General features: G+C 61.5%; 15 protein-coding genes. 11 read left to right on the top strand and 4 right to left on the bottom strand.

What is annotated here, in order from left to right; translation table 11 throughout:
- The first annotated feature begins 11 nt into the window (after positions 1-11).
- The 3 genes from CXK91_RS07715 to CXK91_RS07725 are packed head-to-tail and all read left to right on the top strand — an operon-like array spanning position 12 to position 2,575.
- The gene (locus tag CXK91_RS07715) at positions 12-746 is read left to right on the top strand and encodes a FliA/WhiG family RNA polymerase sigma factor (protein ID WP_058063383.1); all 735 of its coding nucleotides are present in this window, start codon (positions 12-14) and stop codon (positions 744-746) included.
- Positions 747-767: 21 nt separating this feature from the next.
- Positions 768-1,640: a flagellar motor stator protein MotA gene (gene motA / locus CXK91_RS07720; RefSeq protein ID WP_058063384.1), complete on the top strand. Its 873-nt coding sequence runs from the start codon at positions 768-770 to the stop codon at positions 1,638-1,640.
- Positions 1,637-2,575: an OmpA family protein gene (locus CXK91_RS07725; RefSeq protein ID WP_103455597.1), complete on the top strand. Its 939-nt coding sequence runs from the start codon at positions 1,637-1,639 to the stop codon at positions 2,573-2,575. The genes motA and CXK91_RS07725 overlap by 4 nt, the downstream gene beginning before the upstream one ends.
- A 27-nt stretch (positions 2,576-2,602) precedes the next feature.
- Here the strand turns inward: CXK91_RS07725 and CXK91_RS07730 are convergent, their stop codons facing one another.
- The 4 genes from CXK91_RS07730 to flgA all read right to left on the bottom strand — a co-directional run bounded on the left by CXK91_RS07730 (position 2,603) and on the right by flgA (position 6,058).
- The gene (locus CXK91_RS07730) at positions 2,603-3,085 is read right to left on the bottom strand and encodes a hypothetical protein (RefSeq protein ID WP_103455598.1); all 483 of its coding nucleotides are present in this window, start codon (positions 3,083-3,085) and stop codon (positions 2,603-2,605) included.
- Complete coding sequence (locus CXK91_RS07735; RefSeq protein ID WP_103455599.1) at positions 3,082-3,924, bottom strand: winged helix-turn-helix domain-containing protein; 843 nt, start codon at positions 3,922-3,924, stop codon at positions 3,082-3,084. Before CXK91_RS07735 ends, CXK91_RS07730 begins: the two co-directional genes overlap by 4 nt.
- A 375-nt stretch (positions 3,925-4,299) precedes the next feature.
- Complete coding sequence (lafA, locus tag CXK91_RS07740; protein ID WP_103455600.1) at positions 4,300-5,139, bottom strand: lateral flagellin LafA; 840 nt, start codon at positions 5,137-5,139, stop codon at positions 4,300-4,302.
- A 121-nt stretch (positions 5,140-5,260) separates the two neighbouring features.
- On the bottom strand, positions 5,261-6,058 hold the full coding sequence (gene flgA / locus CXK91_RS07745; protein ID WP_256055749.1) for a flagellar basal body P-ring formation chaperone FlgA: 798 nt from the start codon (positions 6,056-6,058) through the stop codon (positions 5,261-5,263).
- A gap of 103 nt (positions 6,059-6,161) precedes the next feature.
- Between flgA and flgB the strand changes: the two genes are divergently transcribed.
- Genes flgB through CXK91_RS07785 form a run of 8 tightly spaced genes read left to right on the top strand, consistent with a single transcriptional unit; the run spans position 6,162 to position 12,184 of the window.
- Entirely contained in the window at positions 6,162-6,527 is a 366-nt protein-coding gene (gene flgB / locus CXK91_RS07750) for a flagellar basal body rod protein FlgB (protein ID WP_103455601.1), read from the top strand.
- A gap of 4 nt (positions 6,528-6,531) precedes the next feature.
- A complete protein-coding gene (gene flgC, locus CXK91_RS07755) occupies positions 6,532-6,960 on the top strand; it encodes a flagellar basal body rod protein FlgC (protein ID WP_103455602.1) in 429 nt (142 codons plus the stop codon).
- The gene (locus tag CXK91_RS07760) at positions 6,960-7,625 is read left to right on the top strand and encodes a flagellar hook capping FlgD N-terminal domain-containing protein (protein WP_103455603.1); all 666 of its coding nucleotides are present in this window, start codon (positions 6,960-6,962) and stop codon (positions 7,623-7,625) included. The genes flgC and CXK91_RS07760 overlap by 1 nt, the downstream gene beginning before the upstream one ends.
- 49 nt (positions 7,626-7,674) lie before the next feature.
- Entirely contained in the window at positions 7,675-8,865 is a 1,191-nt protein-coding gene (gene flgE, locus CXK91_RS07765; protein WP_103455604.1) for a flagellar hook protein FlgE, read from the top strand.
- 9 nt (positions 8,866-8,874) lie between these two features.
- Positions 8,875-9,603 (top strand): flagellar basal-body rod protein FlgF, encoded by a 729-nt coding sequence (flgF, locus tag CXK91_RS07770; RefSeq protein ID WP_103455605.1) that lies wholly within the window; start codon positions 8,875-8,877, stop codon positions 9,601-9,603.
- Positions 9,604-9,617: 14 nt separating this feature from the next.
- Positions 9,618-10,403: a flagellar basal-body rod protein FlgG gene (gene flgG, locus CXK91_RS07775; RefSeq protein ID WP_058063393.1), complete on the top strand. Its 786-nt coding sequence runs from the start codon at positions 9,618-9,620 to the stop codon at positions 10,401-10,403.
- Positions 10,403-11,071 carry a flagellar basal body L-ring protein FlgH gene (gene flgH / locus CXK91_RS07780; protein ID WP_103455606.1) on the top strand — a complete coding sequence of 223 codons (669 nt, stop codon included), beginning with the start codon at positions 10,403-10,405 and terminating at the stop codon, positions 11,069-11,071. The genes flgG and flgH overlap by 1 nt, the downstream gene beginning before the upstream one ends.
- Positions 11,072-11,083: 12 nt before the next feature.
- On the top strand, positions 11,084-12,184 hold the full coding sequence (locus CXK91_RS07785) for a flagellar basal body P-ring protein FlgI (protein ID WP_103455607.1): 1,101 nt from the start codon (positions 11,084-11,086) through the stop codon (positions 12,182-12,184).
- Positions 12,185-12,189 lie beyond the last annotated feature (5 nt).

Here is a 12,189-nt window from a genome sequence, read left to right on the forward strand (position 1 = left end):
AGGCCCGCGCCATGAACGCCACCTGTTCCGTCGACTGTTACGGCGCCAACCCGGCAGGCCACATGCTGTTCGCGCCTGGCGCCGAGCAGCGCTGGCTGATGCAGTATTTGCCGCTGGTCAAACGCATCGTGCGTCAGCTTTCGTTGCAGGCGAATCAGGTGCTCGACCGCGAGGATATGGAGCAGATCGGCATGATCGGGCTGCTCGAAGGTCTGCGCCGCTATGGCGAACCGGATGAGCAGTTCGGGCGCTTCGCCGCGCTGCGCATTCGCGGCGCCATCCTTGATGAGCTAAGGCGTCAGGACTGGCGGCCGCGGCAGGTGCGCCAGCAGGCGCACAAGGTTCGCGATGCGATTCGCGAGCTCACCCGTCAGCTCGGGCACACACCCAGCGACGAGGAAATCAAGACCTTCACCGGGCTGGACGAGAAGGACTACCAGGCCTTCCTCTGGGCTGATTCGTCCGAGGCCATCGAGAGCCTCGACGAGCTGTTGCAGAGCGGTCACGAACACTTCCCGGATACCTCCGAAATGTTCGAGGAGCGGCTGCTCAAGGAGCGCCTGTTGGAACAGGCCCTCGCGCGGCTGGATGAGCGCGAGCGGCTGGTGCTCACGTTGTATTACCAGCACGAACTGAGCCTGAAGGAAATTGCCCTGGTACTGGAAGTCAGCGATGCCCGGGTCTGTCAGCTGAGCAAACAGGCGATCGGCAAGGCCTGTCGTTTTTTAGGGTCTGCGAACCCTTAACCGAGAGAAGTCAGTAACGTCATGCAGAAAGTATTAGGTGCGTTCATCATCATCGGTTGCGTGCTGGGCGGCTACGCCATGGCCAACGGCGACATGCGCATGCTCTGGCAGCCGGCCGAGGTCGTCATCATCGTCGGCGCGGCACTCGGTAGCCTGGTCGTGGGCAATCCGAAAGAAGTGCTGATCGAGATGCTGCATCAGATCAAGGGTGTGTTCGCCTACCAGCGCCGCGGCGAGGAATTTCAGCGCCAGTTGCTGATGCTGCTTTATGAGCTGCTGGAGATGGTCGATGTCGGCGGCCTGAAGGTGCTCGACTCGCACATCGAGGAGCCTGAGCAGAGTGACCTGTTCGTGCGTTATCCGCTGATCCTTCAGGAAAAGAACCTGATGGCCTTCATCGCCGACAACTTTCGCCTGATGGCCATGGGCAAGATCACGGCGCACGAGCTGGAGGGCTTCCTCGAGCAGGAGCTCGAAGCCATGGAGCACGCCCTGCTACAGCCGGCGCGTTCGCTGCACAAGATTGGCGAGGCGATGCCGGGGTTCGGCATCCTCGCGGCGATCATGGGCATCATCATCACCATGGGCAGCATCGGCGGCAGCGTTGCGGAAATTGGCGCACACGTGGCGGCAGCTCTGGTGGGCACCTTTCTTGGCATTTTCTTCTGTTATTGCCTGATGGACCCGCTCTCCAATGCCATGAGCCAGCGCATCAAGACCGAGCTGTCGGCGCTGGAATGCGTGCGCACCACGCTCGTCGCCCATGTCGCCGGCAAGCCCACGCTGCTGGCGGTGGATGCCGGTCGCAAGCTGATCGAGCAGGACGTCAAACCCGCTTTCCGTCAGCTGGAAAAATGGGTCACCCAGTATGAGGAAGAAAGGGACGCCGCATGAGAAGCAGAGGCAAGGGCGGCGCAGGCGGCGAGCACGAGATCATCATCAAGCGTCGCGGCAAGAAGGGCCACGACGACGAGCATGGCGGTGCCTGGAAGGTTGCCTTCGCCGACTTCACCCTGGCGATGATGGCGTTGTTCATGGTGCTGTGGATCATCCAGCCGCAGATGAACCAGAGCAATCCGGCGTTCGGTGAGCAGGAGAGCAATCCGTTGGTCGATGGTGGGGCGGGCATCTTCGATGGCACCAGCACCTCACCGCTGGAGCTCGATGGTGTGCCGATCCGGCAGGCGCAGAGCGAACCGGAGCGGCGACGTGATGAGAGTGTGCGTGGGGAAGATGAGGCCTCCGTGGAGGGAAGCCGTCGCTACGCCTCGACTGCCGAGCTTCAGGCCCTCGCTGCGCTGATGCGGGAAGTGGCGGGGCAGGTCGATGCTCTGGCAAACCTGGAAGTGGATGTGGTGCCTCAGGGCCTGCGTATCCTGATCAAGGACGATCAGCAGCGCTTCATGTTCCAGCGTGGCAGCGCCATCCTCAATCCGCATTTCGCCCAGCTACTCGGCGTGCTGGCGGGTGTGCTGGGCAAGGTCGAGAACAAGCTGATCATCAGTGGGCATACCGATGCCACGCCATACCGTCTGCAATCTGGCTACAACAACTGGAACCTGTCTGGCGATCGCGCCTTGCGTGCACGCAACGTGCTGGTGGATGCCGGTTTGCCGAGTCGGTCGGTGCTGCAAGTGACTGCGCAGGCGGACGTCATGCCGTTGCGTCCCGATGCGCCTGAAGATGGTGCCAATCGGCGTGTGGAGATTCTCCTACTGACCGATTCGGCCGAAGCGCTCTACAGGGAGCTGTTCGGCGACGCATACGGCAAGGTGCGTTTCTCGGAGAGTGGCGCGCAATACAGCGGGGAGCGCCAGGAGGGGATCTGACGGTTGTCGACCGTCGGGTGGTGGCGGTCAGCGCTGAGCTACGGTGTGCTCGGCACAGTAAACCTGCTGAGTCTCGACGCCATAGAGACAGGCGCCGACCTGTTCGAGGGTGATGCGCGCGCCTTTGTGCTTACCATAGAACAGGTTGAAGATCAGCTCGTCATCCAGTCCCGCGGTAGCTGCGAGGCCATTGATTTCGCCTTCTTCAACCACCAGCCGGGCGCGTCCGAGGAAGTCGGTTTCTACCCGCCCCGAGGCTTCGACAATCGCCGGATTGTTCCGCGTCATCGAATAAAAGCGGCCCTCCTTGAACACCACGCTCTGACTGATCTGAACCAGCTGTCCATTGCTGAGCAGAACCTGGCCTGTCGAGGCGTAGCGGCCGTCAAGATTGGCGCTGTAGTTCGTCGTCGTGCCCATTGCCACGAAAGCCCAGAGTGCCAGTGCCGTCGGCACCATCACCCGTAGCACTCGCTTGCTCGCCGAGCCGGCCTCGGAGTGAATACTCATCGTAAACATCCTTGAAGTGTTTCGTTCGGGATCGCGTTCACCTGGCTGCGGTGGATCTTCAGCCAGTTGACCTGACCATCGTTTCGCAGGCAGCGCAGTTCGTAGAATCCGGGTGACATGTTCACAATCAGCCGACTAGGCCGTGTGCTCAGGCCAGCCACCGAGGCAACCAGCAGGCGAGTCTCCTGCATCATCCGTTCCAGCAGCTGCTGGCTCTTTTCAACGTACAGCACTTCTAGCTGGCCAATGGAAAGGGTGTATGTCAGCGAGCCCTTGGGTGCATGGACGAAGCGATAGCCCAGAGTGGCTATGGCCAGCAGTAGAGCGACGGTGGTGCCCACTACCGTGGGCGAAAGCCAAACGGAACGGCGTGCTGCGGGCTGCGCGATGTGGATGATCTCAGTGGAGGTCTCTCCTGCTGCGGGCTCGCTAGGCATCGGCAGGTCGGTTGCTGGCGCTTGCTCGCACGTAACCAGATAGTTCGGGTTGAACAGGTAACCACGCCGCGGCAATGTCTGAATGATCTGACTGTCACTGTCGAACAGTATCTGGCGCAGGGTATAGATCTGCTGGTTCAGGCTGCCCTGACCAACTACCCGGTCTTCCCAGGCGTGCCGCAGCAGCTCATCTCGGGTGACAACTTCGCCCGGTGTTTGCAGCAGTCGTTCGAGCACCCTGCTCCCGGAAAAACCGAGGTCGACCTTTTTCACCGCATCTTCAGTGGTCAGTGACAGCTGGTAAAGCGAGCGATCGAAGCGAGCCAGGCAGCCGTCGCGGCCGCTCTTCAGGAGCGGGCAGATGATGCCATCGGTGGCCTTCCTGGTCAGAGATGAAGTCATAGAGCCCTGAAAATTTAAACGAGTTGTCTGTGATCTAGGGCAAGGCTTTGCCATGAACTAGTCGGCAGTATATTGGCGTCGTTTTTTTGAACTTACAAGGGAACTAATCGGGCTGATAGTTGTATTCTATGATGGCTAGATGACATCATCATTGCTGTCAGGATAGATTCTGCATACGTTAAAAAAGCCTGTAACCCTTGGCCTGCGGGGCTTTTCAGACTGCTCGAGGATTTTTTGAAAGCTATTTTCCTCCGCTAACCATTGGTCGGATGGACATGTCGCAGTTTCCCGGAAAAACGAAAACGCCCCGAACCAGTCGGGGCGTTTTCGTTTGTTGCAAGGTGATCGGCCATGCGCTGACCGATCCAGCGGTCTTTAGCCCAGCAGGCCCATGACCATGCTCGGCATTTGGCCGGCTTGTTTGAGCATCGAGATGCCGGACTGCATCAGCATGCTGTTCTTGGTCATGTTGGCGCTCTCCGAGGCGAAGTCGGCATCCATGATGCGACCCTTGGCCATCTCGGTGTTGTCCTTCATATTCGCCAGGTTGTTGGCGGTGTGGTTCAGACGGTTGACCGAGGCACCGAAGGCTGCGCGGGTCTTGCCGACTTGGTCCAGCGAGGTGTTCAGCGTATCGATGGCAGCGTTGGCACCGGTGGTCAGGTCCAGGGTGGCGATGTCTGTCGTCAGCGCGGTCACAGTGGTCGCGATGTCGGTAGTGGCGGCCGCCAGGGTGTAAGTCTCTGCCTGGGAGGCACCGATCTGGAAGGTAACGTCAGCTGCCAGCTTGCCGCCTGTTGCGAACAGCGCGTCGCCGGCGTAGGAAGTGTTGTCGGTGATGTTCTGCAGCTCGGCGACCAGCTCGGTGTATTCGGCCTGGACAGCTTCGAGGTCCTTGTCGGCATTGGTGCCGTTGGCCGCTTGAGTGGCCAGATCCTTCATGCGCTGCAGAATGTCGGTTGCTTCGTTGAACGCGCCTTCTGCGGTCTGCAGCATCGACACGGCATCGCTGGTGTTGCGCATGGCAACGCCCATGCCGCGGCTCTGAGCATTCAGGCGCGTGGCGATCTGCAGGCCGGCTGCGTCGTCGGCAGCGCTGTTGATGCGCAGGCCGGTACCCAGGCGCTGCTGGTTGGTGCCCAGCGCATTGTTGGTCTTGCTCAGGTTGGTCTGAGTAACCAGCGAGGAATAGTTGGTATGAATGGACAGGGCCATGAGTAAATCCTTCGTGCTAAGTGGGCTGTAGGAGCTGGCTTGACTGCCTGCTGAAAAGGTAAGGCGACAGCACTTCGGGAAGGATTAAACCCTGACGTCAAATTTTTTTGTTTTTCTCGATTTAGAACGTACTCGTCACCACCCCCGGGCTCACTACCTTTGCGTCGATGACTTTGCCGCTACGTGTGTTGCGCACACGAATGACGTCGCCTGGTTGACCGTCGCCCAGGGCTTCACCGGAGGTGGAGGCTTCGATGCCGTCGTTGCTGGCGACGATCCTGACCGGTTGGCCGCGCCTGACGGCCATGGCCTGTTCGATCAGCGCGGGGGTAATGGTCTGGCCGGCGCGGATGCGTCGTTTGGCAGCAAGGCCGACAACCTCATCAAGACGGTTGTAGTAGCCGCGGCGGGCCTTGGCAATGTTGATGCGCTGCAGCTTGAGATCGCCGGCCGTGAGGGTCTGGCCACGATCGATGATGCCTTCAGCGTGGACGACCGGCAGCAACACATGGGTTTGCCCGGTGGCGTTCAGGTGCCAGCCATCGGGGCATTCGACTCGCAGTTGCTGGCGATCCATCAATGAAGGTGCGTCGCCCGTGGCCTGGATTCGCAGTGTGCCAGAGCACTGCGCCAGGTTAGCCGAGCTAGCAGGCAGGCTGACGTCATAACGCAGTTGCATGCCCTGCCAGCCATGACGCTCCGCGTGCCGCTCAAGCATCAAGCGCAAATGCTGTTCCACCGCTTGCCGCACCTGCGCAGTGGCGTCCGCGCGGGTCTCGGTGCTGATCATCAGCGACAGGAATGCGGCGAGCAGGCAGGCGGAAGCCGCTTTTCCGCTTTCCTTGATGCGGCTCCGCCGATGCGGAAACGGTAGCTCTCGGCGCACTTCAGGGGCTGCGTTTTCAGCTATATAAATCAATCAGTTACCTTCTTTTGTTGGTCCGGCACGCTTTCTGCAATGTCTTCCCGACATTGCTGCGGGCAGCTGTTCGAGCCCGCCAGGCTGCAAAGGGTATCGGTGAATGAGTATACGGATTGAAGACGCCCTGGGCGTCCACGAGCGCGCCCTTGGTTTGCGCATGCAACGCAGCGAAATACTCGCAGCGAACCTGGCCAACGAAGACACGCCCGGCTTTCAGGCGCGAGATATCGATTTCAGCAAAGAGATGCAGCGGCTGGAAAGCAGCAGCTCGACGCGCAAGGCCATTGCCGGGACTGATCCGAGTCTGCTGTTCCGCGTGCCGGGGCAAGCCTCCCAGGACGGCAATACCGTCGAACTGTCCACCGAACAGGCGCAGTTCTCACGCAATTCCATGGATTTTCAGACCAGCCTGACCTTCATCACGATGAAATTTCGTGGCCTGAAGCAGGCCATCGAGGGACGTTGAAGACATGTCATTCGATTCCATCTATCGCATCGCTGGCTCTGCCATGAACGCGCAGACCGTGCGCCTCAATACTGTGGCGAGCAACCTGGCGAATACCGATTCGGCAGCCAACAACGCCGCCGACGTCTACAAGGCGCGCAAGCCGATGTTCGCGGCCGTCTACGAGAACAATTCGCTGACCCGCGGCGTTGGCCTGGGCGGAGCCCATGTGCAGGTGCTCGATGTGGTGACGTCCGGTGCCGAGCCCAAGCGTCGCTATGAGCCGGGTAACCCGCTGGCCGATGGTGAAGGCTATGTCTTCTACCCGGACATCAATGAGATCGAGGAAATGACCGACATGATGTCGGCCACCCGCAGCTTCGAAACCGGTGTCGAGGTGCTCAATCGTGTGAAAAGCATGCAGCAAAGCCTGCTGCGTCTGGGAGAAGTCTGATGAGCACCGTCAATTCCGCGCTCGATAGCAGCCTGGCCGGCAACGCGATCGATCAGGTCAAGCGCGCCGTCAACGTCAGCGACGCCACCACGATGGAGAACAACTTCATCAGCCTGATGGTGGCGCAGATCAAGTATCAGGACCCGACCAAGCCGGTCGACAGCACCGAGTTTCTCAACCAGTTCTCGGCGATGTCGCAGGTCAAGAGCATGGAGAACATGACCAGCCTGGCGCAGAACAACCTGGTGCTGATGGACAACCTGCAGACCCTGACCGCCGCCGGCCTGGTCGGCCAGCAGGTGCGGGTGGCGGTGGACAGCCTGCAGTTGGTCGGTCAGCCAGTACAAGGGCAATTCACTCTGGAACATGCCTCCAATCGCACGGCCGTGGTGCTGACCGATTCCAACGGCCTGAAGACCACCATCGAACTCGGTGCTCGCTCGCCCGGCCAGGTGCCATTCGACATCGATCCGCAGCGCCTAGGCCTGCCTGCCGGCCAGTACAGCGTGGTGATCGAGTCCGACAACGGCGAATACCCGCAGGTGGAAGTCGCCGGTCTGGTTGGCAACGTACGTGTCAGCGCCGAAGGCCCCCTGCTGCAGATTGATGGGGTGGGATCGGTACCGTTCTACAACATTCTCGAGTTCGGTGCCGGCAGCGCCTGAGTGCGACGGCCATCCACGAACCTCCATTTCGCAGAGTCGAGACGCAACCATGAGCTTCAACATCGCCCTGACCGGCCTGTCCGCCGTCAACGAACAACTCAACACCATCGGCAACAACATCGCCAACTCCGGCACCGTGGGCTTCAAGTCCTCGCGTACCAATTTCGGCAGCCTATACGCCGAGACCCAGGCCATGGGCGTGGAAGTGATCGGTACCACCCAGAGCATCAGCCAGGGCGGCGCGCTGACCTCGACCAACCGCACCCTGGATCTGGCCATCTCCGGTGGCGGCTTCTTCGTCACCCGCGCCAGCAACGGTGACATCGGCTACACCCGTGCCGGCATCTTCGGCACCGACAAGGACAGCTACATCACCAACAGCCTCGGCCAGCGCCTGCAGGGTTATCCCGCCGACGCCACCGGCAACCTCCAGACTGGCACCGTCGGTGACCTGCAGTTGCGCTCCGGCGGCATTCCGGCCCGCGCCACCGATGCGCTGAGCTTCGTCGCCAATCTGGACGCCAACCAGGAAGTCCCGACCGTGGCCTTCGACCCGTTGGCGGCGGACAGCTACAACTCCACCTACACCACCAAGCTGTACGACTCCCAGGGCAAGGAACACACCCTGACGCAGTACTTCGTCAAGACCGGCGACAACAGTTGGAATGCCCACTATTACGTTGATGGAGCCGCCTTGGCTGGCGCGCCGCAGGCACTGACCTTCGACAGCGCCGGCGTGCTGGCTACCCCGATCGGCACGGTTGCCCTGGCCGCTCCCCTGACCGGCGGCGTCGCACCGCTGGCCATTGACCTCGACTACAGCGGCACCAGCCAGTACGGCTCGGAGTTCAGCGTGACCAACAACCGCGCCACCGGCTATGCGGCCGGCGAACAGACCGGGATGACCGTGGAGAAGGACGGCAGGGTCTACGCCAGCTACTCCAATGGCGAACGCATGCTGCAGGGGCAGGTGGTACTGGCCAGCTTCGTCAATGCCGAAGGCCTGAAGAACGTCAGCGGTACTGCCTGGACCGAAACCGCCGCCTCTGGCGCGGCGATGCTCGGCGCTCCTGGCGTAGGCCAGTACGGCACCCTGGCATCCGGTGCGCTGGAGAGCTCCAACGTCGACCTCACCCAGCAGCTGGTAGGCCTGATGGAAGGCCAGCGTAACTACCAGGCCAACACTCAGGTCATTTCCACCAACAAGGAACTGACCCAGGTCCTGTTCAACGCAATCTGAGGCTGACCCATGGATCGTTTGGGATACACCGCCATGACGGCCGCCAGCCGCACGATGATGTCGTTGCAGGTGCGCTCCAACAACCTCGCCAACGTCAACACGCCCGGTTTTCGCGCCGACCTCGAGCGCGCCCAGGCGGTGGCGGTGGAAGGCTACGGCTACGACAGCCGGCACATGGCGCTGATCGAGAACAACGGCGTCAGCCTGGCTGCCGGTCCGCTGATGGCTACCGGCCGGGAGCTGGATTTCGCGGTCAAGGGCACCGGCTTGATTGTCCTGCAGGACGGTGACGGCGAAGCCTATACCCGTCAGGGCAGCATGCAGATCGACGCCGAAGGTCGGTTGACCCTCAATGGTCGCGCCGTAATGGGCGAAGCCGGGCCGATCGAGCTGCCTGAGCACGACCGGGTGGAAATCGGCAATGACGGAACCGTGTCGATCATGGCTCCCGGCGACTGGGTGATGGCCGAGGTCGACCGTATTCGCTTGGTCGACGTAGCAGCCGCAGATCTGATGAAGAGTGAGGCCGGCCTACTGGTCACGCGCAACGGCGAGCCCGCAGCGCCCAGTGAAGAGGTGCGCCTGGCCAGTGGTTTTCTGGAGTCGAGCAACGTCTCGGCCATCGAAGAGCTGGCCTCGACCATGAGCCTGAGCCGGTTGTTCGAAACCCAGGTAAAGATGATGAAAGCCGCTGAGGACCTTTCCGACGCTGGCAACCGAATGATCCGCGGCAGCTGATCGGGAGATAACGCATGAATTCCGCACTTTGGGTCAGCAAGACCGGCCTGGCCGCCCAGGACAAGGCCATGGCCACAGTCGCCAACAACCTGGCCAACGTCAACACCAACGGCTTCAAGAGCGACCGCGCGGTTTTCGAAGACCTGTTCTACGTCATCGAGAAGCAGCCGGGCGCCCAGGCCGACGAAATCAACACCGTGCCGTCCGGCATCCAGCTGGGCAGCGGCGTGCGTGTCGCCGGTACGCAGAAGGTATTCACCGAAGGCAGCATCCAGACCACTGGCCAGCCGATGGATCTGGCCATCGTCGGCCGCGGCTTCTTTCAGGTCGAGTCGCCCAACGGTGACATCTTCTACACCGAGAACGGCCAGTTTCAGCTCAACGCCGAAGGCATGATGGTCAACGCGCAGGGCTTGCCGCTGAACCCGGCGATCGAAGTGCCCGAAGGTAGCACCGGCTTCACTGTCGGCAGCGACGGCATCGTCACGGCGGTGCTGGCGGGCGACAACCTGCCATCGGAGCTGGGCCAGATCACTCTGGTCAACTTCACCAACCCGGGTGGTCTGGAAGCGCTAGGTGGCAATCTGTATCGCGAGACGGTCGCCAGCGGCGAGCCGGTGGAAGGTGTACCAGGCGAGGAAGGCCTAGGCCAGCTCAAGCAGGGCGTGCTGGAAGGCTCCAACGTGCAGGTAGTGGAGGCCATGGTGGCGATGATCGCCATCCAGCGCGCCTACGAGGCCAATGCCAAGGTGCTCGACGCTGCCAGCGGCATGCAGCAGTTCCTCAACCAGACCGTGTGATGCCGATGAAGCCGATCACCCTCCTGTTCGCGTTCCTGTTGCTCAGCGGCTGCGCCAGCTTCAACGAGATGTTGCCCGACGAGGACTCCAGCGAATACGAGCCACTGGAGCTGGACTACAGCCTGCCGCCGACCACCGGTGGCGGCCTGTTCCGCTCCGGCTACAGCGGCTCGCTGATCAGCGACAGACGTGCGGTACGGGTCGGCGACATCCTCACCGTAGTGCTCGACGAATCCACCCAGTCGAGCAAGAGCGCCGGTACCAGCTTCGGCAAGGAATCGAGCGTCGGAATCGGCGTGCCGACCATTCTGGGAAAAACCTACCCGGACGTGGAGACCTCGGCCTCTGGCGAGCGCGACTTCAAAGGCTCAGCCAAGAGCTCGCAGCAGAACACCCTGCGCGGCTCCATCGCCGTCAGCGTGCACCGCGTGCTGCCGAACGGGACTTTGCTGATCAAGGGCGAGAAGGCCCTGCGCCTGAACCAGGGGGACGAGTACATCCGCCTGACGGGGCTGGTGCGCATCGACGACATCAACCGCTACAACCAGGTGTCCTCGCAAAGCGTGGCCAACGCCAAGATTTCCTACGCTGGCCGCGGTGTGCTCAACGACAGCAATTCGGCCGGCTGGCTGACGCGTTTCTTCGCGTCACCGCTGTTCCCTCTTTAAGCGAGCTGACCCATGCAATCCGTGAAGCTGTTTTTCGCCGCCGTTGCGCTGTGCTGGCAATTGCCGGCACAGGCCATACCGCTGATGGACCTGGTGGATATCGAGGGCATCCGCGGCAACCAGCTGATCGGCTATGGTCTGGTGGTTGGCCTCGATGGCACTGGTGACAAGAATCAGGTGAAGTTCACCAGTCACTCGGTAACCAACATGATCAAGCAGTTCGGCATCAACCTGCCGGCCAATGTCGACCCGAAGCTGAAGAATGTCGCCGCCGTGACCGTCACCGCTACGGTGCCGCCGTCCTACAGTCCGGGGCAGAGCGTCGATGTCACCGTATCGTCACTGGGCGACGCCAAGAGCCTGCGCGGGGGCCAGCTGCTGATGACCCCGCTGCAGGGCGTCGACGGCGAAATCTATGCCGTGGCCCAGGGCGCGCTGGTTGTCGGCGGGGTGAATGCCGAGGGCGCCAGCGGCTCCAAGGTCGCCATCAATACCTCCAACAGTGGCTTGATTCCCAACGGTGCGACCGTGGAACGGACAATCCCTACCGATTTCACCGAGCGGGCCGAAGTCATGCTCAACGTTCGCCAGCCGAGCTTCCAGACCGTCAGCCGCGTGGTCGATGCAGTGGACGCCTTCTTCGGCAAAGGCACCGCAACGGCGCTCAACGCCACCAAGGTGTCGCTGCGCGCGCCGGTTTCGAGCAACCAGCGCATGAGCTTCATGGCCATGCTCGAACGCCTGGAAGTGGAAGAAGGCCGCGTGCGGCCGAAGGTGGTGTTCAACAGCCGCACCGGCACCGTGGTGGTGGGAGAAGGTGTGCGCGTGAAGGCCGCGGCAGTGGCGCACGGTTCGCTCACCGTGACCATCAGTGAGCGGCCGCAGGTCAGTCAGCCAGGGCCTTTCTCCCAGGGCCAGACCGCCGTGGTGCCGCAGTCTGATGTCGCAGTCGAGCAGGATCGCAATGCGATGTTCAAGTGGCCCGAAGGTGCCAGCCTGGAAAGCATCATCAACACCATCAACAGTCTGGGTGCCACGCCGGATGATGTGATGAGCATTCTGCAGTCGCTGGAACGTGCCGGCGCCCTGAACGCCGAACTGATCGTGATGTAAGGCCA

Origin of the sequence: Stutzerimonas stutzeri (assembly GCF_002909485.1) — a bacterium.
GTDB classification, from domain to species: Bacteria; Pseudomonadota; Gammaproteobacteria; order Pseudomonadales; family Pseudomonadaceae; genus Stutzerimonas; species Stutzerimonas stutzeri_AH.